General features: G+C 42.7%; 15 protein-coding genes. 14 read left to right on the top strand and 1 reads right to left on the bottom strand.

Going from position 1 to position 21,305, the window contains the following annotated elements:
- Nucleotides 1-4 precede the first annotated feature (4 nt).
- Nucleotides 5-862, top strand: a complete 858-nt coding sequence (locus tag AC6H04_RS10005; RefSeq protein ID WP_497571529.1) for an amino acid ABC transporter substrate-binding protein — start codon at nucleotides 5-7, stop codon at nucleotides 860-862.
- A gap of 60 nt (nucleotides 863-922) precedes the next feature.
- Here the strand turns inward: AC6H04_RS10005 and AC6H04_RS10000 are convergent, their stop codons facing one another.
- Entirely contained in the window at nucleotides 923-2,278 is a 1,356-nt protein-coding gene (locus AC6H04_RS10000; RefSeq protein ID WP_497571528.1) for an aspartate kinase, read from the bottom strand.
- Between the two features lie 200 nt (nucleotides 2,279-2,478).
- Here AC6H04_RS10000 and yfmF point away from each other — a divergent pair, with 200 nt between their 5' ends.
- From yfmF to AC6H04_RS09935, 13 genes are all read left to right on the top strand, one after another.
- Nucleotides 2,479-3,738, top strand: a complete 1,260-nt coding sequence (gene yfmF / locus AC6H04_RS09995) for an EF-P 5-aminopentanol modification-associated protein YfmF (protein WP_497571527.1) — start codon at nucleotides 2,479-2,481, stop codon at nucleotides 3,736-3,738.
- Entirely contained in the window at nucleotides 3,735-5,021 is a 1,287-nt protein-coding gene (gene yfmH / locus AC6H04_RS09990) for an EF-P 5-aminopentanol modification-associated protein YfmH (RefSeq protein ID WP_497571526.1), read from the top strand. Before yfmF ends, yfmH begins: the two co-directional genes overlap by 4 nt.
- A 112-nt stretch (nucleotides 5,022-5,133) precedes the next feature.
- Nucleotides 5,134-6,093 (top strand): helix-turn-helix domain-containing protein, encoded by a 960-nt coding sequence (locus AC6H04_RS09985; RefSeq protein ID WP_497571525.1) that lies wholly within the window; start codon nucleotides 5,134-5,136, stop codon nucleotides 6,091-6,093.
- A 63-nt stretch (nucleotides 6,094-6,156) separates the two neighbouring features.
- Nucleotides 6,157-6,744: a CDP-diacylglycerol--glycerol-3-phosphate 3-phosphatidyltransferase gene (pgsA, locus tag AC6H04_RS09980; RefSeq protein ID WP_497571524.1), complete on the top strand. Its 588-nt coding sequence runs from the start codon at nucleotides 6,157-6,159 to the stop codon at nucleotides 6,742-6,744.
- 309 nt (nucleotides 6,745-7,053) lie between these two features.
- Nucleotides 7,054-8,232 carry an RNA-guided endonuclease InsQ/TnpB family protein gene (locus AC6H04_RS09975; protein WP_497571523.1) on the top strand — a complete coding sequence of 393 codons (1,179 nt, stop codon included), beginning with the start codon at nucleotides 7,054-7,056 and terminating at the stop codon, nucleotides 8,230-8,232.
- Nucleotides 8,233-8,385: 153 nt separating this feature from the next.
- A complete protein-coding gene (locus AC6H04_RS09970) occupies nucleotides 8,386-9,633 on the top strand; it encodes a competence/damage-inducible protein A (protein ID WP_497571539.1) in 1,248 nt (415 codons plus the stop codon).
- 89 nt (nucleotides 9,634-9,722) lie between these two features.
- A complete protein-coding gene (gene recA, locus AC6H04_RS09965; protein WP_497571522.1) occupies nucleotides 9,723-10,829 on the top strand; it encodes a recombinase RecA in 1,107 nt (368 codons plus the stop codon).
- A gap of 254 nt (nucleotides 10,830-11,083) precedes the next feature.
- Nucleotides 11,084-12,643 (top strand): ribonuclease Y, encoded by a 1,560-nt coding sequence (gene rny / locus AC6H04_RS09960; RefSeq protein ID WP_497571521.1) that lies wholly within the window; start codon nucleotides 11,084-11,086, stop codon nucleotides 12,641-12,643.
- A 124-nt stretch (nucleotides 12,644-12,767) separates the two neighbouring features.
- On the top strand, nucleotides 12,768-13,571 hold the full coding sequence (locus AC6H04_RS09955) for a TIGR00282 family metallophosphoesterase (protein ID WP_497571520.1): 804 nt from the start codon (nucleotides 12,768-12,770) through the stop codon (nucleotides 13,569-13,571).
- Nucleotides 13,572-13,625: 54 nt separating this feature from the next.
- Nucleotides 13,626-16,247, top strand: a complete 2,622-nt coding sequence (gene mutS / locus AC6H04_RS09950) for a DNA mismatch repair protein MutS (protein ID WP_497571538.1) — start codon at nucleotides 13,626-13,628, stop codon at nucleotides 16,245-16,247.
- 12 nt (nucleotides 16,248-16,259) lie between these two features.
- Nucleotides 16,260-18,239, top strand: coding sequence for a DNA mismatch repair endonuclease MutL (gene mutL / locus AC6H04_RS09945; RefSeq protein WP_497571519.1), 1,980 nt, complete (start codon nucleotides 16,260-16,262; stop codon nucleotides 18,237-18,239).
- Nucleotides 18,240-18,404: 165 nt separating this feature from the next.
- Nucleotides 18,405-18,641 carry a YkuJ family protein gene (locus AC6H04_RS09940; RefSeq protein WP_098826407.1) on the top strand — a complete coding sequence of 79 codons (237 nt, stop codon included), beginning with the start codon at nucleotides 18,405-18,407 and terminating at the stop codon, nucleotides 18,639-18,641.
- Nucleotides 18,642-18,819: 178 nt separating this feature from the next.
- Nucleotides 18,820-20,877 carry an LTA synthase family protein gene (locus tag AC6H04_RS09935; RefSeq protein WP_497571518.1) on the top strand — a complete coding sequence of 686 codons (2,058 nt, stop codon included), beginning with the start codon at nucleotides 18,820-18,822 and terminating at the stop codon, nucleotides 20,875-20,877.
- Nucleotides 20,878-21,305: the final 428 nt, after the last annotated feature.

Below are 21,305 nucleotides of genomic sequence, written 5' to 3'. Positions count from 1 at the left end.
AAGCATGAAAAAAAGCGTGAAGAAAATTTGGCTTTGTCTGATCATGCTGGTCTGCACCGTCTCACTACTGTCTGGTTGCAGCGGGGTCAGTGTTGGTAAGCGAGCTAACCACGTGGACAACTGGGACCGGATACAAAAACGTGGTTTCGTGACCGTTGGTTTGGACGACACTTTTGTGCCCATGGGCTTCCGGCAAAAGAGCGGTAAACTGGTTGGTTATGATGTTGATTTAGCTCGGGCAGTGTTTAAACTTTACGGGATTAAGGTTAGTTTTCAGTCAATTGACTGGTCGATGAATGCCACTGAATTAAATAACGGGACCATCGACCTCATTTGGAACGGCTATTCTAAGACGCCTCAACGTGAAAAGAAGGTCGCCTTCAGTGATACGTATCTGCAAAATGATCAAACCCTAGTTTCCTTGAGAAAGAATCACATCAATTCCTATGCGGATATGCAGGGTAAGACATTAGGTGCCCAAGCTGGTTCCTCAGGTGCGCAGGATATTAGTCAATTTCCAAAGCTGCTGAAGAACCGAATCAAGGGTAACTCCCCCGTACTGTATGATTCGTTTACAAATGCGTTTATTGATCTGAATGCTAATCGAATCCAGGGAATGGTCATTGATTCCACTTACGCGGGTTATTACATTAATCACGAAAGTAATCCGAAAGACTACAAAATCACCAATGGTTCATTTCCAAAAGAGCAGTTCGGTGTCGGGATGCGTAAAACAGACACCACTATGCGTAATAAGATCAATCGTGGATTGAAAATTTTAGCTAAAAACGGGACCTTAGCTAAAATTAACCACAAGTGGTTCGGTAATAGTGCTGATTCGCCATTGCTGAATAACAAATAGGTCTGAAATTAAAAAACGTCCGGCACTTCATTCAAGCGCTGGGCGTTTTTTTAGTTTCGCTTATAAATCCGGGAAAAAAGTATCATACAAAGCTCTAATGGCAACTTTAGCTTCATCTTGTTTAATGCCGAACATCATTGAGATTTCAGAAGCACCCTGGTTCACCATGATGAGCTTCACATTTTGGCGTGCCAAGGCATCGGTGGCCTTGGACATGATGCCAGTGCGGTTTGCCATTCCTTCACCAACAGCCATCAACAAGGCATAGTTGTGTGAAATGTGAATTTCGTCTGGTCGTAACGCAATGACTAGCTCGCGAATCAGAGTATCTTCCAGTTCAGGTGTCAATTGATCCTGGCGCATAATGACCGTTAAATCGTCAATTCCAGAGGGCATGTGTTCATAAGAAAGATCGTATTCTGCCAGCAAATTAAGTATTTTTTGCGAAAAACGTTTTTTATCTAGCATGTATTTTCGGATGTAAATCCCGCAAAAATTTGGTGAGCTGGCAATTCCCGATACGGGATAGGCTGGATTAACTCGTTTATGAGAGGTAATCGAAGTGCCGCGTTCGCTAGGATGGTTGGTGTTTTTCACAACCACTTGAATGTCTCCTTGGATGGCTGGAATTAATGCTTCGTCGTGAAAAACCGAAAAGCCAGCGTAGGAAAGTTCCCGCATTTCTCGGAAGGTCATATTATGAATGGCAATCGGGTGGTGGACAATCTGTGGATTAGCAGCGTAAATGGCATCGACATCAGTGAAATTTTCATAGCGTTTTGCGTGAACCCCCCGAGCAATGATGGCACCCGTAATATCAGAGCCACCACGGGAAAAAGTGCAAATCTGACCTTGATCATTGTACCCAAAAAAGCCGGGAATCACGCGAACTAGCTTACTGTCTGCCCATTCGTTGATACGTTCGTAGCTACTAGGAATAATTTCAGCGTCATCCGGTGAATCGGTAACCACTAAGCCAGCATCTTTGGGGTCCAAAAACTTGGCGTTGACGCCAGAAGCCTTCAACACTTGAGCAATTAGCATGGCATTCATTTTTTCACCGTGAGCTTTAAAGGCAGCCATCAGGTAACCATCATCTTGATACTCCTGGTGAGGCAAACCCAAAATAGTTGTCTTGATCTGCTCAAACGCTGCTTGGGGAATACTGAAAGCAGTGGCAATTTCTTCGTAGCGCGCGATTATTTGTCCGGTAATAGTTTCGGTAGACTCACCATTCAAGGTAGCGTTAGCGTACTGAATCAGAAGATCAGTCACTTTGATATCACCAGCAAAACGTTTACCGGGTGCAGAAACGACCACGAAACGCCGCTGATCATCGGCTTTAATAATGTTAACAACTTTGCTAACTTGAGTGGAGTTAGCTAAGGAACTTCCTCCGAACTTCACGACTTTCATTATAATTCCTCCTATAAGCTTAATTTAACATTAAGAATAGCAAAGAAGTTGGTTAAAAGGCAAGTTGTGTTGTCAAAGTAAACCGCTGTTAACGTTGCTGAATCTTTTGCTAATTATTTTTCATTTTTCAATTCAAAAGGGTGGTGTTTTAGCTGTAAATCATCTAATATGGTTTGGTAATGTCCAAAGGAGGGCTCAATTTGCCAAAGCAATTAGCAAAGGGTGTTTGGTTAAACGTCATTCCAACGACCCAATTTAAAACAATTAGCATGACGGTTGATTTTATTGCGCCTGGCAACGTACAGGAGCTATCCAACCGAATTTTATTAGCTCAGTTACTGGAAACTAGCAGTGCTGACTACCCAACCCAAACTTCATTAGCACAGAAACTCTCCATGATGTATGGTGCAAGTTACGGTGTGAACGTTTTTCGTTATGGGCTGCAGGAAGGATTGCGTTTTTCAAGTACCATTATCAATGACCATTTTATTGGCGGTGAATCGTTGCTTGGTGAAATGGTAAACTTTTTACACAGTGTTATCTATCGACCACTGATCGACGATGATGCATTTGAAAAAGTCACGTTTGCCCGTCAGAAGCAAAACTTGATGGCTTATTTAAAGTCGTTGAATGATGACAAACAGTATTATGCTGAACAGCAGCTTAGTCAACTTTATTTTAAAAACGAGCCGTTTTTTGCCACCAGTCTTTACGGTGATGCAGAAACGATTAATGGCATTAGTGCGCACGAACTTTATACAAGATATCAGCAATTGTTAGCCACTAACCAGATTCAGATTACGGTGGCGGGTGATGTTTCGGAGCCGGATTTGGTTGCTGCCCTAGCAAAATGGCAGCTTGAAGATCGGCAAATTCAGGCGTCTGAATTGATTTATCGGCGTCCTGAAACTGAGATGGTATCCAAGACTGAGGGGCAGCCTTTGCAGCAGTCAAAGTTGAACATGGCATACAAATTGCCGGTCTACTACCGGGATGCTGATTTTTATAAAGCTCTAGTGTTTAATGGTTTGTTTGGTGGGACACCGATTTCAATGCTATTTAAGAATGTTCGGGAAAAGAATAGTCTAGCTTACTATGCTTCTAGCAGGTTTGATGGTTTTACAGGTACGCTACTTGTGCAAACGGGAATCGACCAGTCCAACGAGGCCGCAGTGAAGACGATTATTGCGCAGCAGCTTGACGCAATTGCTAACGGACAGTTTAGTGATGAAGTCTTTAATCAAGTGGTTGCCAGCTTAATCAACGGCAGGGAATCACGTTTGGATTCTCAGCGTGCATTAGTCAATCAGGTGATGCTCGATCAACTGCTTCACAGCAGTGTTAGTGCGACTGAATGGGTCAAGCAAATCAAGCTGGTAACCAGAGAAGATGTGGCTATGATTGCGAAACGAGTTCATCTTCAAGCAACTTATTTTTTGAAGGGAGAGGACGCCAAGTGAAACAGCGACATTATTCAGATTTAGGCGAAACGCTCTATTCAGAAACGTTGGCCAATGGCTTACGGGTTTACCTATTGCCGAAAGCAGGTTTCCATAAAACTTATGCTGTCATGACCACGGATTATGGGTCAATTGATCAATCTTTTGTGCCACTGAACGGGACAACGCCAGTGACGCAACCGGCAGGAATCGCACATTTTCTTGAACATAAAATGTTTGAAAAAGCCGATCACGATGCTTTTGATACGTTTGCGCACTTTGGTGGCAGTTCTAATGCGTTTACCAGTTTCACCCATACAAGTTATTTGTTTTCAGCAACGCATCATTTAAAAGAAAATTTGGAAACACTGCTTGATTTTGTTCAGGATCCTTATTTTACGGATCAAACAGTTAATAAAGAAAAGGGCATCATTGGTCAAGAAATCCAAATGTACGAGGATGATCCTAATTCTCGAGCTTATTTTGGAACGATTGCTAACCTTTATCCCAATCAGCCATTAGCCGATGATATTGCCGGGACCATTGAATCCATTGATAAAATCACACCCGAAGATCTTTATTTAGCACATCAAACTTTCTATCACCCCAGCAACATGAGTTTGTTTGTAGTTGGCCGATTAGAGCCGTCAGAAACGTTAGAATGGATCAAGCGTAATCAGACCGCTAAACAATTCGCTGAACCGGCGCCTATTAAACGAATCTTGCCACCGTTTTCGGATGAAATTGTTGAACGTAAACAATTAGTGATGCCAGTTGAACGGCCTAAAGTTACCATTGGTATCCGTGGTATGGACGAGTTGCCGGTAGGTATCGAGCGACTCAAGTATGAGGATGCCTTATCATTAGGCTTTACGCTCCTATTAGGGGAAACCGCGCCAGATTTCTTGTCATTATATGATCAGGGAATCATCGACGACAGTTTTGGTTATAATATTGAGCTGCAGCGGGGGGCCCACCACGTGATTATGGCGGGTGAGGCGGATGATCCTGAGGCCTTTGAAAACGCGATGAGTGATATTTTGCAGCATGCTGATGACAAATTAGCAGCTGCTGGTGACCGGTTTGAAGCCGTTCAGCGTGAAGCTATCGGCAGCACGCTATCATCATTTAATTCACTTGAGGCAATTGCCAACCAATTTGATGATCGACTGTACGGCGAAGCAAGCCTATTTGATGAAGTGGGTGTGGTTAAAGCGTTGACCATGACCGATGTTATTTCGACCATGAGGCAATTTATTCGGACAGCCAGCATCAGTGTTCAAGAAATTGTTGCGGGTCATTAAGAAAGGCTTAAAAAGTTGTCAGACATGAATTCAACGTTAAATCATGGTCTGACGTATGCTATACTAAGACTGAAATAATAAGACTTTATAGGTTATAGGTGGAGAAAAATTTATGAGTGAAAATACTAAGTCAATTGGCGAAACATTACGTGACGCCCGAATCGCTAAGGGGTTTACCCTAGACGACCTTCAGCAGACGACAAAAATTCAAAAGCGGTATTTGATCGCAATTGAAGATGGTAATTTCTCAGATTTACCAGGCGATTTCTACGTTCGCGCTTTTATTAAGCAGTACGCACAGACCGTTGGTTTAGACGGCAACGAGCTGCTTGATGAATATAGTGATCAGTTGCCAAGCACAAAAACGCAGGAATATGTGGATCGGGTCAACGAAGATAATCCTTCTACCCGTTCTGCACAACGCAAAGTAGATGATCGGGCAGCTAAGATCAAGCGACAGATACCAATCGTTGCTGCAGTAATCGTGGTTGTCGCGGTGCTGATTGGGATTTGGTTGGCAACAACTAGAAGTTCACAGTCGAGCAATAAAGCTCAAAACGTGGATAGCAGTTCCGTTTCAGTTTCTGGCAGTGCTGCCAAGTCCAGCTCATCAGCTAAGGCTTCAAGTAAGAAGGCCAACTCATCTTCTAAAAAGGTCTCAAAGGCCAGCTTCAGCAAGGTTTCAACTTCGGGAAGCGCAACGACCTATACGATGAAGAATGCGCCAAAGGATAAAACAATCAAGATTAAGACGTCCAATAACGCCTGGGTATCGGTTACTTCTGCAGGCACTTCTGTCTTTCAGGGAACGGTCACCGCTGCCAAGACGCAAACCGTTAAGGTGAATGCTAGCGCAACTTCTGTTACGTTGAATCTGGGCAATGCGCCAGAGACCAAGATCACGATTGGCGGTAAAACACTACCAATTGCAACAGCTACTAGTTCCGCAGCGACTACTTCGTCGACCAATGCTTCTTCGACGACGGGTTCGACTGCTGGTACTGCTAGTTCCGCATCGTCGACCACGACGACTACATCTCAGGTTCAAAACATTACCGTACAATTTAAGTAATCAAAAAAAGGTAAGCTGACTGGCTTGCCTTTTCTTGAGAAAGACGTATTTGGAGGGAACACCGTGAACTTACCTAATAAATTAACAATTGGTCGGATTATTCTGATTCCAATCTTTCTGATTATTCTGGCGGTACCGATGAACTGGGGATCAGTTGTGTGGTTATCTACGAGTATTCCGGTAACTCAAATTGTAGCAGCAATTATTTTTGCAGTTGCTTCAATTACTGATTTTTTGGATGGTCAAATTGCTCGTCGCGGGCATTTGGTGACTAACTTCGGTAAATTTGCCGATCCACTAGCGGATAAAATGCTTGTGATGACGGCTTTTGTTTTGCTTGTTCAAATGGGGATGGCGCCAGCTTGGGTCGTCGCGATTATCGTTTGTCGGGAACTAGCAGTGACTGGGTTACGCCTGATCATTGTTGAAAACAATGGTCGAGTTATGGCTGCGGCCTGGCCTGGCAAAATCAAAACCACCTCTCAGATGTTCAGTATTATTTTGTTATTGCTTAACAATGTGCTGTTTGCTAACTGGCATTTTCCATTGGGAACCATTTTGCTCTATGTTTGCTTATTCTTTACAATTTACTCAGGAATTGATTACTTCGTTAAGAACCGAAGCGTTTTTGCAGATTCATTTAACGATTAAAAAGAAAAGGGTGTACTCTTTAAACGAGGGTGGCCCTTTTTTTCTAGAGATGATAGGAGGAATGAACAGTAACTGTTTTGCTGTAATCAATCTTTGTAAAATGGTGCTTCTATACTATTGCGTATTCTGATAAGTCTGGTAGAAGATATCACTAGGTTGAGGCGTTATCCGTATTAGCTGATAGCTTTGATAGCTTGTATGTAGTGATTTATATGAATTTCATTAAAAGGGCTTTTGGGATAAATCCATCCCGTATAATATGAGGGACACCTCACCTTGGTGATTAAATTCAATAAGGCGGAATAACTGATGTTACTCACCTATAAAGTCGAAATTAAACCGACTGAAAAACAAGCCTGGCAGATTGATTGTCATATTGGTGGCAGTCGTTGGGCCTATAACCTGTTTTTGGATATCAACCGGCAGCGTTATGAATGCGGATATCACTATATGGGCGCTTATGAGTTCAGTAAGTGGTTTAACCATGAGTACCTGGACGCTAATCCTGATGATCTATGGATCAAGGATTTATATGCCAAATCGGTTAAACAGGCCTTTATCGATGCCGATACAGCTATGAAGCGATTTTTCAAAAAACAAAGTGGTTTCCCACATTGGCGCTCATTTAAACGGGGTCAAGGCAGTTACTACTTTGTTAAGAACGGTAAAACGCAAATCATTGCCTGTCAGCGTCACCGGATCAAGCTACCGAAGCTTGGTTGGGTGCGCTTCAAAGAATTCGGTTATATGCCTACTGATGCCGAGCATTTTGTGATTAAACAAGGTCGGATTAAATTCAAGGCTGGTCGGTATTACCTGACTTGTTTGGTGGAACAGGCCGAACTGCCAAAGTTAGAACTGACCGGTGAGCCCATTGGCATTGACCTTGGCCTAAAAGGATTTGCCATTCTAGGCGATGGCACTTTGTATCACAATCAGAATAAAAGTAGTCGGGTAAGACGCATCAGAAAACGCCTTAGACGCCTGCAAAGAAAAATGTCCCGTCAGTATCAAGCACTGAAAGCTAGAAGACAGAAAGAAGGGAAATCTGCTACTGATTTGAATCTAGCCAAAACTCAGCTGAAAGTGCAACGCTTATATCAACGATTAACTCACATTCAAGCTGATTATCAAAATAAGATTATCGCTGCTGTAGTGAGAACCAAACCACAGTGGGTGGCCTTAGAAGACTTGAATGTTAAAGGTATGATGAAAAACCGGCATTTAGCTAAAGCAGTTAGTTACCAAGGATTTTATAACTTTAGAATCAAACTAATTTCTAAATGTCAGCAATTAGGCATTCCAGTACACTTAACTAACCGTTTTGAACCAACTTCCAAATTGTGTCACCAATGTGGTCATAAAAAAGTTGATTTGCAACTCAAAGATCGGGTGTATGAATGTCGAAACTGTAACTATACTGAAGATCGTGATATCAATGCGGCCCTGAATATCAGGGATACTGAAAACTTTGAATTAGCCTACTAAAACAGGTTTCAAAGGATGTACCGGTGGCTAGCCGGGAATTAACGCTTGTGGACTATCATATCAACTGTATTAGTGAGTTTCATGCGAGGCAGGATAGGAAGAAGCAAGAATGATCTATAACTTTTTATAAGTTATCAGTAGCAGGAATGCATGATGAATGCCGAAATTATTGCTGTAGGTACGGAGTTATTGCTTGGCCAGATTGCCAATACTAACGGGGCTTATCTCGCTCAAAAATTGGCCGAGATTGGGGTTAATGTTTATTATCAAACGGTTGTGGGGGACAATCCTAAACGGCTTGAGAGTATCCTAAAATTGGCTGAGAACCGTAGTGATTTAGTACTGACCATCGGGGGATTAGGTCCTACTGAAGATGATTTGACAAAACAAATCGTCGCACGACATTTGGAAGAGCCTTTAGTGACAGATAAGGACGCAAAGAAGAAAATCGATGAATACGCGGCAAAAACCGGCAAAAACTTAACACCTAATAACGCAAAACAGGCATTGAAGATTCAAAATGCAATCAGTCTGACTAATCACAACGGTTTTGCTGTGGGCGATCTTTATTTAAGTCATCATGGAACAAGCTATGTTTTATTACCGGGTCCCCCAGCTGAGTGTCTAATGATGATCGACCGAGAATTAATTCCCCAATTAAAAAAACGTGGGCAGCAAAGCCACGTATTTACTTCTAGAGTGATGCGTTTTATCGGAATCGGAGAATCCAAGTTGGTGGATGATCTGGCCGATTTGATTGATCACCAGACGAACCCAACAATTGCACCTTACGCAAAAATGGCAGAGGTGACGCTTCGTGTGACCGCGTCAGCAGCGAACGAAGATCAGGCTGAGACTTTGATACAAGACACAGTCGATAAGATACTCGCTCGTGACGGACAGTACTTTTACGGCTATGGGGATGATAATTCACTTGCAAACGTGGTTGTTAATCAACTGATTGATCGCCACCTTTCCATAACGGCAGCCGAGAGCTTGACCGCGGGTGAGTTTCAGAGCACGATTGGCAGTATTCCGGGTGTTTCAGCTGTTTTTCCAGGCGGTTTTGTGACGTATGCAAACGAAGCCAAACATCAGTTGCTCTCAATTCCATCCGAAGTGATTGATTCACGGGGTGTCGTTAGTGAAGCAACGGCTATTTGGATGGCCAAACAAGCACGGGCAAAAATGCAGACTGATATCGCGGTTTCCTTCACTGGTGTAGCGGGTCCGGATGAACTGGAAGGGCAACCAGCGGGGACTGTTTGGATCGGTATTGCGTATCGGGATGAGGCGCCCAAAGCTTATTTGTACCAGTTTACTAATGGTCGTCAGCAGATTCGGACCCGGTCTGTAATGGCTGGATTAGATCTCATTCGGCAAAGATTAACGGTCAACTAAAAATACGAACCTTTGTTCTATTTTTGCTTGCAATTTAGTGTTAAGAAAGGTATAGTTTAATTTGCAAATGGCTACTAAGGAGGAACTACATGGCTGACGAACGGCAAGCAGCGTTAGATGCTGCATTAAAGAAAATTGAAAAAAACTTTGGTAAAGGTTCTATCATGCGAATGGGTGATAAAGCTGATACTCAAATATCGACGATTTCCAGTGGTTCACTAGCGCTTGATAATGCATTGGGTGTTGGTGGTTACCCGCGTGGTAGAATCGTGGAAGTTTATGGTCCAGAAAGTTCTGGTAAGACTACCGTGGCATTGCACGCGGTAGCTGAAGTTCAAAAGAACGGTGGAACTGCAGCGTATATTGATGCTGAAAACGCATTGGATCCAGCCTATGCGACTCATTTAGGTGTTAACATCGACGATTTGCTGCTTTCACAACCTGATACTGGTGAACAAGGGCTTGAAATTGCGGATGCACTGGTGGCAAGTGGTGCAGTTGACATGATCGTTGTCGATTCCGTTGCTGCCCTAGTTCCTCGTGCCGAAATTGATGGTGAAATGGGGGACGCCCACGTTGGTTTACAAGCGCGGTTAATGTCACAGGCGCTTCGTAAATTATCGGGATCGATTAATAAAACCAAAACAATTGCGATTTTTATCAACCAAATTCGTGAAAAAGTTGGTGTGATGTTCGGTAACCCCGAAACCACTCCTGGTGGCCGGGCCCTTAAATTCTACGCAACGATTCGTTTGGAAGTTCGTCGTGCAGAACAAATCAAAGAGGGAACCGACATTATCGGTAACCGAGTTCGGATTAAAGTGGTTAAGAACAAGGTCGCACCGCCATTCAAGCGTGCCGAAGTTGATATCATGTACGGGACTGGTATTTCACAGACTGGTGAGTTAGTTGACATGGCTGTTGATAAAGACATTGTCAATAAATCTGGCTCATGGTATTCATACGGTGACGATCGCATCGGTCAAGGACGTGAGAATGCAAAGGCTTATCTTGCTGAACACCCTGACACCATGGCAGAAATCAAAGCTAAGGTACGTAAAGCGTATAACATGGACGGCGCTACCGAAGATGATCAAGAAAAGCCGGTAGATGAAAAAAGTGTTGAAACTTTAGACCTTGATGCTAAAGATAGTAAGGATTCAAAAGTAACGAAAAACAAACCAACAAAAGCATAATGAGCAACAAAAAAATCTGGGAGAATTACTCTCAGATTTTTTTGTTTCTAAAGTGCAAATAATATAGCTTTGAATTTAAATGGTTAATTTTGCCATTATATTTTAATAAATGTGCTTCTTGACCACCGTTAGCCACTCTTTTATTGACAGCGTTGCGACTTAACATTAGAATATTAGTTGTGTCAATAATCAAATTACATCTAAAAATTTACTGATTTAGCAATCAAAAATTTTGATGATGCGGAGGTGGAATCATGGGTATTCCTGAAATAATCCTCGCAATCATCGCTATCGTTGTAGGTGCTGTCATCGGATACTTTGTCCATAAGTCAATTGTTGAACGCAATTTGGACGCAGCACACGAAACAGCACAAGGCATTTTAGCTGATGCGAAAAAGCAGGCTGAGACTGATACCAAAGAGGCTTTGCTTGAAGCCAAAGAGGAAGGTCATCGCTATCGGGCCGATGTTGAAAAGGATTTGAAGCGGCAACGTGGAGAAGTCCAAAAACAAGAGGATCGAGTTTTACAGCGAGAAGAAGCGCTTGATCGTAAAGATAACGCTTTTCAAAAGCGGGAAGATGTTTTAGAACGCAAAGAAAACAAGTTGAGTTCTGAACAGCAAAAACTAGCTAAATTACAACAGCAGGCGGACTCACTTGTTGAGAAACGGCAAGCAGCTGTTGAAGAAGCAGCCGCGCTTTCCAAAGAGGAAGCACAGTCCCTGATTATTAATGAAGCAAAGCAAGCGTTAAGTTCCGAACGCGCTAAGATGATTAAGGAATCCAATGAAAAGGCCGCTAAAGAAGCGGACTCGAAAGCAAAGGAATTAATCGTTCAGGCGATTCAACGAAGTGGGGCTGACATGGTATCTGATACTACAGTGTCGGTTGTCACACTCCCTAATGATGACATGAAGGGTCGTATCATCGGTCGCGAAGGCCGAAACATCAGGACTCTAGAAACGCTTACGGGTATCGATCTCATTATTGATGATACTCCGGAAGCCGTTGTTTTAAGTGGTTTTGACCCAATTCGTCGAGAAGTTGCTAAGATCGCGTTAGAGAAACTCATTCAAGATGGTCGGATTCACCCAGCTCGGATCGAAGAGATGGTTGAAAAAGCCCGTAAAGAATTGGATGAAAAGATTCAGGATCTTGGAGAACAGACCGTTTTTGATCTCGGCATTCATTCGATGCACCCAGCACTCATCAAGCTGGTTGGTCAGATGAATTACCGGATCTCGTATGGTCAAAATGTTTTAACGCATGCAATTGAAGTTGCTAAATTATCAGGAATTTTTGCCGCTGAGTTAGGTGAGGATGTCACGCTAGCAAAACGCGCAGGATTATTACACGACATTGGTAAAGCGGTTGAAAATGATGTTGAAGAGTCTCACGTTCAGATCGGTATCGATTTAGCTAAGAAGTACAAAGAAAGTCCGGTTGTCATTGACTCAATCGCGGCTCACGAGTCAACAGCAGCGCCGCACTATGTGATTTCTGAAATAGTGTCAGCTGCTAATACGATCTCGGCTTCTAGACCAGGTGCACGAAGCGATTCACTTGAAAGCTATATTCACCGGTTGGAAAAGCTAGAAACGATTGCTGATGAATTTGACGGCGTTAAGAAGTCATTTGCCATTCAAGCAGGGCGCGAAGTTCGCGTAATCGTTAAACCAGATAAAATTTCAGATTTAGACGCTGTGACCTTGGCTCACGATGTTAAGGAAAAAATCGAAAGTGATATGGATTATCCAGGTCACGTGAAAGTTTCCGTAATTCGTGAAGTTCGTTCAGTAGCGTATGCTAAGTAATTTTTAGCACAAAACTAAAGGTACCCTCAAGAACTGGCAACAGTACTTGAAGGTACTTTTTTATACCGCTTATGTGTTAAACTAAAACGTGTTGCAACAGACTAAATTAGATTAGAGGATCAGCATGCGGATATTATTTATCGGAGACGTTGTCGGTGATCGTGGCGTCCAAATGATTCAAACTTATTTACCACAGTTAAAACGTGATTTAAAACCTCAGGCGACGATTGTGAACGGTGAAAATTCAACTCCTGTCGGTCGTGGAATCAGTCAAAAGATTTATAAACAGTTGTTAGCAAGTGGGGCTGATGTTGTCACCATGGGAAATCATACGTGGGACAATAAAGAGATTTACGATTTTATCGATGAAACAACTAAGCTGGTCCGGCCGGCTAACTTTCCAGGTGAAGATGTGCCGGGGCGTGGTTGGACAAAATTAAAGGTTAATCAGGCCACACTTGCAGTCATCAATTTGCAAGGTCGCGTATTTTTACCACCACTGGATGATCCATTTGCTGTAGCAGATGAATTAGTGACTGAAATTCGGAAAGAAACACCGGTGATCTTCGTGGACTTTCACGGTGAAGTTACCAGCGAGAAGCGGGCAATTGCGCTGTATTTAAAGGGGCGGGTTTCAGCCGTTGTTGGCACCCATACCCACGTACAAACTAATGATGCCCAAGTGATCGATCATCAAACCGCGTTCATGAGTGACGCCGGTATGACAGGTCCAGCTGCTGGAATTCTGGGCATGCAGCCTGCTAGTGTGATTTCACGGTTCCTTAACCAGCGGCCAGCCCGTTATGAAGTGGAGACTAGTGAACCCGGAATCATGTCTGGCTGTGTGATCGACATTAATGACGAAACTGGTCACGCAACCAAGATTAAATCAGTATTAATTGATGATGATCATCCATATGATCGTTAATTTGTAGGAAATGAAGTAGAGGTGGAAAAATTGGCGAAAGCGAATCAAACGCCGATGATGGTTCAGTATCAAAAAATTAAAGATCAGTATCCAGACGCTTTTTTGTTTTACCGTTTGGGTGACTTTTATGAAATGTTTAACGATGACGCCATCAAAGGCGCTCAACTATTAGAATTAACGCTGACTACTCGCAATCACAGCTCTAAAAACCCAATACCAATGTGTGGTGTGCCGCATCATGCGGTCCAAAACTACATTGATATTTTAGTGGATAAAGGCTATAAAGTAGCGATTTGCGAACAAATGGAAGATCCTAAGCTAGCAAAAGGGATGGTTAAGCGAGAGGTAATTCAGCTGGTCACCCCAGGGACCCAGACCGATACGGGTGCCGGTAATGCTAAGGAAAACAATTATTTAACGGCGCTCACTCAACGCGATCATAAATTCGGGTTTGCCTATGCCGATTTATCCACTGGTGAGTTAAAGGTGACTTCACTGGACAGTTTTGATTCGGTGTTAAACGAAGTGATGAGTTTACAGACCAAAGAAACCGTTGTAGATAAATCAGTTTCTGAGGATGTCTTAGAGAAACTGACGACGGTTGGCATCTTGATTTCTCACCAAGACGACGCTGAGGTGAAATCTGAACTCAGTTATTTGACACAAGGTGTTAAAGCAACGGCGCAACTAACCGTCTTACAACATCTTCTAACTTATATTGTGACCACTCAAAAACGGAGTTTAGCACATTTACAACGGGCAGTGATTTATGAACCCACGTTCTTTTTGAAAATGGACCACTATTCTCAGCGGAACCTGGAATTGATCCAGAATATGCGTACCGGTAAAAAGAGCGGGACGCTGTTGTGGTTGCTGGATGAGACTAAAACGGCCATGGGCGGTCGTCTGTTAAAACAGTGGTTGGATCGGCCCTTAGTGAAGCGAAACGATATTTTAGCGCGTCAAAAAAAGGTGAGCGTATTAGTTGATCAGTACTTTGAGCGGAATAGTTTGCAAGAAGAACTGACACAAGTTTATGATTTGGAACGGTTGGCTGGCCGGGTTGCTTTTGGTAGTGTAAACGGTCGTGATTTAATTCAATTGAAATCGTCCTTGCAGCAGATCCCCAAACTGCAGCATATTTTAAATGAATTACCAGAATCAGTGTTCAGTGATATCTATAAGCGGTTGGATCCAATCGATAATGTCACTGAAGCTATCGACTCTGCTATTATCAATGAGCCACCGCTGTCTGTGACGGATGGCGGGGTCATCAAAGACGGCTATGACAAAACGTTAGATGCCTACCGTGAAGCTATGCACAACGGCAAGCAGTGGATGGCTGAGCTTGAAGCCTCAGAGCGTCAAATTACCGGGATCAATAACTTGAAAATTGGCTATAACCGGGTTTTCGGTTACTACATTGATGTAACGAAGGCTAACTTAAGTAAATTGCCAGAAGGTCGTTATGAGCGTAAACAGACCTTAACCAATTCAGAGCGGTTTACCACGCCTGAGTTGAAAGAAAAAGAGCGGTTGATCCTTGAAGCTGAAGAAAAGTCCACTGATTTAGAGTACAAGCTGTTTGTTAAGGTTCGCGAACTAGTTAAAGCAAATATTCAACGCATTCAAAACTTGGCTCATGCGGTTTCAGAGCTGGACGTGCTGCAAAGTTTTGCCGATGTCAGTGAAAAATACCGGTTTGTGGCACCCACATTCACTCAGTCAGATCATGATTTGGAAATCGTTGAAGGACGGCACCCAGTAGTTGAAAAAGTGCTGGGTCGTCAAACTTATGTCCCTAATGATGTTAAAATGCCCGAAGAAACGTCTATTTTGCTCATTACCGGACCTAATATGTCTGGTAAGAGTACTTATATGCGACAACTGGCATTAACGGTTATCCTGGCACAAATGGGCTGTTTTGTTCCGGCTAAGTCGGCTAAAATGCCCATTTTTGACCAAATTTTTACGCGAATTGGTGCTGCGGATGATTTGATCTCAGGTGAAAGTACTTTTATGGTGGAAATGAAAGAAGCCAACGAGGCACTTGCTCACGCCACTGCCAATTCTCTGATTTTATTTGATGAAATTGGCCGGGGAACTGCCACTTATGACGGGATGGCGTTAGCTCAGGCAATCATTGAGTTTGTTCATGATCGGGTTCATGCTAAAACTTTGTTCTCAACGCATTATCATGAACTAACGGTGTTAGATAAGAGCCTGACGCACTTGAAAAACGTTCATGTTGGCGCCGTGGAGAAGAATGGTGAGCTGGTTTTCTTACACCAAATGCAGGATGGTCCCGCTGACAAATCTTATGGGATTCACGTTGCGAAATTAGCCGGTTTGCCGGAGACATTGCTGAAACGCGCAGACACGATTCTGACGCACTTAGAAAAGACCCAGGATCAACATAGTACGGTTCAAGTTGCTACTGAAGATCGAACGGTTGAACCTGAACCGCAGCCAGTGGTATCTGAACCCGAAGTCAGTGATGAAGAAGCGGATACGCAATTATCCTTGTTCGGTGAACCGGAGAAGAAGCTAACGAAGGCTGATAAAGTGGCCTCGCAGGTTAAATCACTGAATCTAATGGGCATGACACCAATGGATGTCATGAACCAAGTTTATAAGTGGCAGCAGCAGTTGGAACAATCTAAGAAAAAACGGTAATGGGGTGAGAAGATGGCAGCAATCCATGAACTTTCAGCAGTGTTATCTAATCAAATATCAGCGGGTGAAGTGATAGAACGGCCTGCTTCAGTTGTGAAGGAGCTGGTAGAAAATGCGATTGATGCCGGCAGTCATGAAATCGACATTATCGTTGACGAGGCTGGGCTGAAATCGATTGAAGTGATCGATGATGGTAGCGGTATCGAAGCAGATCAGCTGGAACTGGCCTTTCATCGTCACGCCACCAGTAAAATTATTGACCGCAAAGACCTATTTAAAGTGCGTTCTTTAGGTTTCCGTGGTGAGGCGCTGCCTAGTATTTCTTCTATCGCGGATGTGGAAATGGTGACATCCACTGGTGGAGAAGGCCAAGCCATTCATATTTCGGGTGGTAAGGTAATTTCTCAGAAGCCAGCAGAAGCTCGCCGTGGTACGGATATTACCGTGAAAGATTTGTTTTATAATGTGCCAGCTCGTTTGAAATACATGAAGTCGCTCAACACAGAACTTTCTAAAATTGTTGATATCGTTAATCGACTGGCTTTAGGCCATCCACAGATTCAAATTTCGTTGACTCACAATAATCGTGAGTTGCTGAGAACAGCTGGTCGGGGAGATCTACGGCAAGTTATTGGCAGTATTTACGGGATGAACAAAGCAGGGAAGATGCTGTCGATTGAAAACGCGGATGCTGATTTCAACGTTAGCGGATACGTTTCGTTACCTGAATTGACCCGTGCCAGCCGTAATTATATGACGATCTTGTTAAATGGCCGATACATTAAAAATTATCAGCTCACTAAAGCAATTGTTGAAGGTTATGGTTCCAAATTAATGGTTGGCCGTTATCCAGTGGCCGTTTTGAATCTTGAAATGGACCCGTTGCTAGTGGATGTCAATGTTCACCCGACTAAGCAGGAGGTTCGAATCAGTAAGGAGCCTCAGTTGGCGGAAATGATCACTGCTGCTATTCGTGCAAAACTCAGTGAGCAAAATTTGATACCAGACGGTCTCACTAATTTGCGGCGTGGGGATGTCGACCCTAATCAAGTGGCGCAAGACTTAACAGCAGTTTCTGTTGCTCATCAGCCACAGAGGATTGGTCCGGCGACCATGCAGCCGACTGAGCCTCGCACCCCTCAGTTAAGTCTAAGTGAAGATAATGAAACTGACGATGACGCGTTGTTTGACCAGAAGCCTTCTGACGGGACTTCGAATCCAATTGTGATTCATTCGACTACTGAACTGAATTCCCCTGAAGTATCTGCATTTGAGCAGAAGTATCAGCAACCACAGACGCCGTTTAATGAACCAGTAGTAAGTAGCAGTCCCAAAACCAAGCAGGAGTCTCAGGAAACCGAGCTATTGGGCCAACAGGACCGGTTTCCCAACTTGATTTACATTGGTCAATTTCACGGGACTTATTTACTGGCTCAGTCGGATGAGGGACTTTATATTCTTGATCAGCACGCTGCCCAGGAACGGGTCAATTATGAGTACTACCGACAAGCTATAGGTGAGGTCAGCGATGATCAACAGCGACTGTTGGTTCCTATTGTGCTTGATTACAGCACTAGCGATATGTTGAAAATTACCGACAAACTGGACACTTTAGCAACAGTTGGATTGCATCTAGAGCAATTTGGACCCAATAGTTTCATACTGCGTCAGCATCCAACCTGGTTTAAAGCCGGTCAGGAAGCCGACACGGTTAAAGAAATGGTTGACTGGGTTTTACGGGATGGACACTTAACCGTAGCCCAATTCCGAGAGAAGACGGCCATTATGATGAGCTGTAAGCGGGCTATCAAGGCTAATCACCATTTGGACGACCAACAAGCTAAGGCGTTGATTGAACATTTGAAGACGGCGGAGAATCCGTTTAATTGTCCTCATGGCCGTCCAGTTCTGATTCACTTTACGGACACCGATATGGAAAAGATGTTTAAGCGAATCCAAGAATCGCATCATTCATTGAGGTCAGAAGCATAGGAAGCAATTAAAATGGGAGGCTAATACCACGTTGGTAGCAGCCTCTTTTTTGTTGTCTGAACCATAACGCTTAAAATTTATCAGGTTATTTTCAAAAACTCGTGCTTACTGCTACAGGATTTGGTAGAATTAGACTGTTAAAATGAATTCGGAAAGGGGATTCTCATGGAAGAATCACAGTTAATCGGCATTATCAACCGACTTAAAGCAATGCAGGAAGATGCCGGCGATGAACCGCAACCTCGTCGTTTTGAAAAAGAGGGCGTTGAGATGGCACAAGTTATCTATCACCCGGAGACACAAACATATAGTTTGGATGAATATCAAGCGAAGGAACATTTTGAGTTTGATAACATTGATTTGATTGCGATTGAATTATTTGAATTACTTACTGATAATTAAAACAAAAACTATGGGGAACCATAGTTTTTGTTTTTGTTAGGCGACAAATGTACTTGTGACTGAGCTAGTTATATCAATTCAAGTTTGAAGTTTTTTCAAAGTAATTTGGATAAGATTGCTATTTTACGGAGATTCGATATAATGGCATTTGTTAAGTTTAACCTGGAGGCACGATGTTATGTCGGATTTTGTGAAACGGACAACTGCTAAGCTTAATACCGTTTTTGGGTTCTTTATCCTAGTAGTTGTTTTATTTTGTATCAAGACGTATATCGCGTATCAGACGGAGTTTAGTTTAGGCGTTAAGGGTGGTGTGCAGCAGTTTTTACTTGCTGTGAACCCAATTCCAGCCGCACTGTTACTGTTTGGTATTGCATTATACTTTCGTGGACGTTTAGTCTACTGGCTAATGATTTTAATTGATCTGATTCAGACTTCCTGGATCTTTGCTAACATCCTTTACTATCGTGAATTTTCAGATTTTATGACTTTTAGCGTTATTAAGGGATCTGGGAATGTTCAAAACAACTTGGGCAAGAGTGTTGGACAGATTATTCATCCGACAGATTTCTTTGTTTATTTGGACGTTGTTTTACTGATCATTTTATTGCTCACGCACGTTATCCGTGTTGATAGTCGGCCCTTTAAACGGCGTTATGCGCTAACGATGTCAGTTTTAGCTTTTTCATTGATGGGTGCCGAATATGGTATGGCCAACGCTGATCGTTCTGGCTTACTTACGAGAACTTTTGATAATAATTATTTGGTGAAGTATCTTGGCTTAAATGAGTATGCAGCGTTTAGTGTGTATCAAACTCAAAAGCAGAGCTCAACGCGGGCTCATGCGAATGCTGGCGATCTACAAAGTGTGAAGAACTATTTGAAGCACAATCGTGTTGGGGATAATCCGACTTATTTTGGAACGCAAAAGGGTAAGAACGTCATTATTATCCATTTGGAAAGTTTTCAGCAATTCCTGATTAATTACAAGGTTGATGGCAAGGAAGTTACTCCTAATCTGAACAAGTTTTATAAGGACCAGAATACATTGAGTTACGACAATTTTTATAATCAAGTGGCACAGGGGAAAACTTCTGATGCAGAGATGATGCTCGAAAACTCATTGTTTGGTTTACCACAGGGGTCAGCTATGACTGAATACGGGACTCAAAACACGTTTCAGGCTGCACCTGCGATGCTAGATCAACAGGGGTATACTTCCGCAGCGTTTCATGGTGATGTGCCTAGTTTCTGGAACCGGGATAACACTTATAAGTCATGGGGCTATGATTACTTCTTTAGCTCACAGTACTATAAGGAAAAGGCTGACTATACGGTCGGTTACGGATTGAAAGATAAGATTTTCTTCCGTGACTCTGCGAAGTACCTGCAGCAATTACCGCAGCCATTTTATGCTAAACTCATTACGCTAACTAACCATTACCCGTATGAGATCGATAAACAAAACACCGATTTTCCTGCAACCAAAACTGGTGATAAGACAGTGGATCCATACGTTCAGACTGCTCATTATTTGGATGAAGCTTTCGGTGAGTTTTTAACTTATATGAAGCAATCAGGCTTGTACAAGAATAGTATGATTGTTTTGTATGGGGATCATTATGGTATTTCAAATAATCACAGGGCTGCCATTGCACAGTTGATTGGTAAGAAGAAAGTTACCAGTTATGACTTGGCACAATTCCAGAAGGTTCCGTTCATGATCCATGCAAATGGGCTGAAGGGGGGCATCCAGCATACGTACGGCGGTGAAATTGATGTTTTGCCAACGCTTATGGACTTACTGGGTGTGAAGGACAATAATACGATCCAATTTGGCAATGATTTGTTGGCGAAGAATCGCAGTCAAACTGTTGCGTTTAGAAATGGTGATTTTGTGACGCCGCAGTTTGTTAAACAGGGTAGTACTGTTTATGATACGAAGACGGGGGCAGTCATCAAGCCTAATGCGGCTCAAAAGAAGACGTTGGCACGGGAACAAAACCATGTGACGTCTGAATTATCACTGTCAGACCGTGTGATTCAAGGTGATTTGCTGAGATTCTATCAATTAAAGGATTTTAAGTCTGTTGATAAGACTAAGTTTAATTACAAATATACTAATGGGATGCAACAATTGAAGAATGCTCAAAAGTCGGAACCCACAAGTTTAATGGCTAAAAATCATGGGAAGGTAACCGCCGATTACAAGACGGATGCACCGGAACTTAAATAATGATCTTTCAAAAGAGTGATGTTTAGCGCATCATTCTTTTTTATTTCAAAAAAAGTAAAATACTTCTTGACCAAGATTACATATCTTGGTAATATTATATTCGTTGTTAAAAAGCAGATGCATTGGTAAGTCGAATAATTATACAGTTGTTCTCAGTGAGAAGATGAACGTATAAGAGTTGCGATTTATCGAAGCCGTATGTTTTATCAAGTCGATCAATATTTATTCAAAATAATGATTGACTTACATGACAACACTTGTTATACTAATTAAGTTCTGTTGTTTCCGCGAATGTTTACGGAAGCTGATATCAAACCATTTGAAAACATAATTTAGAGCTAAACAATTTAAATATATTGCTTGACATAAATTAACTCAGATGATATGATTTAAAAGTTGACTGATTAAATATTCATCAGCCATTCAGA

The sequence above is a fragment of the Secundilactobacillus sp. MJ173 genome (assembly GCF_059704265.1).
This window is presented reverse-complemented; position numbering and strand designations above follow the sequence as displayed.

What these genes read in the sequence shown, in the direction of transcription:
- mutS (WP_497571538.1), top strand. Translation starts at nt 13,626, where the DNA reads ATGATGGTTCAGTATCAAAAAATTAAAGATCAGTATCCAGACGCTTTT.
- mutL (WP_497571519.1), top strand. Translation starts at nt 16,260, where the DNA reads ATGGCAGCAATCCATGAACTTTCAGCAGTGTTATCTAATCAAATATCA.
- recA (WP_497571522.1), top strand. Translation starts at nt 9,723, where the DNA reads ATGGCTGACGAACGGCAAGCAGCGTTAGATGCTGCATTAAAGAAAATT.
- AC6H04_RS09955 (WP_497571520.1), top strand. Translation starts at nt 12,768, where the DNA reads ATGCGGATATTATTTATCGGAGACGTTGTCGGTGATCGTGGCGTCCAA.
- rny (WP_497571521.1), top strand. Translation starts at nt 11,084, where the DNA reads ATGGGTATTCCTGAAATAATCCTCGCAATCATCGCTATCGTTGTAGGT.
- AC6H04_RS10000 (WP_497571528.1), bottom strand. Translation starts at nt 2,278, where the DNA reads ATGAAAGTCGTGAAGTTCGGAGGAAGTTCCTTAGCTAACTCCACTCAA.
- AC6H04_RS09975 (WP_497571523.1), top strand. Translation starts at nt 7,054, where the DNA reads ATGTTACTCACCTATAAAGTCGAAATTAAACCGACTGAAAAACAAGCC.
- AC6H04_RS09970 (WP_497571539.1), top strand. Translation starts at nt 8,386, where the DNA reads ATGAATGCCGAAATTATTGCTGTAGGTACGGAGTTATTGCTTGGCCAG.
- AC6H04_RS09940 (WP_098826407.1), top strand. Translation starts at nt 18,405, where the DNA reads ATGGAAGAATCACAGTTAATCGGCATTATCAACCGACTTAAAGCAATG.
- AC6H04_RS09935 (WP_497571518.1), top strand. Translation starts at nt 18,820, where the DNA reads ATGTCGGATTTTGTGAAACGGACAACTGCTAAGCTTAATACCGTTTTT.
- AC6H04_RS09985 (WP_497571525.1), top strand. Translation starts at nt 5,134, where the DNA reads ATGAGTGAAAATACTAAGTCAATTGGCGAAACATTACGTGACGCCCGA.
- AC6H04_RS10005 (WP_497571529.1), top strand. Translation starts at nt 5, where the DNA reads ATGAAAAAAAGCGTGAAGAAAATTTGGCTTTGTCTGATCATGCTGGTC.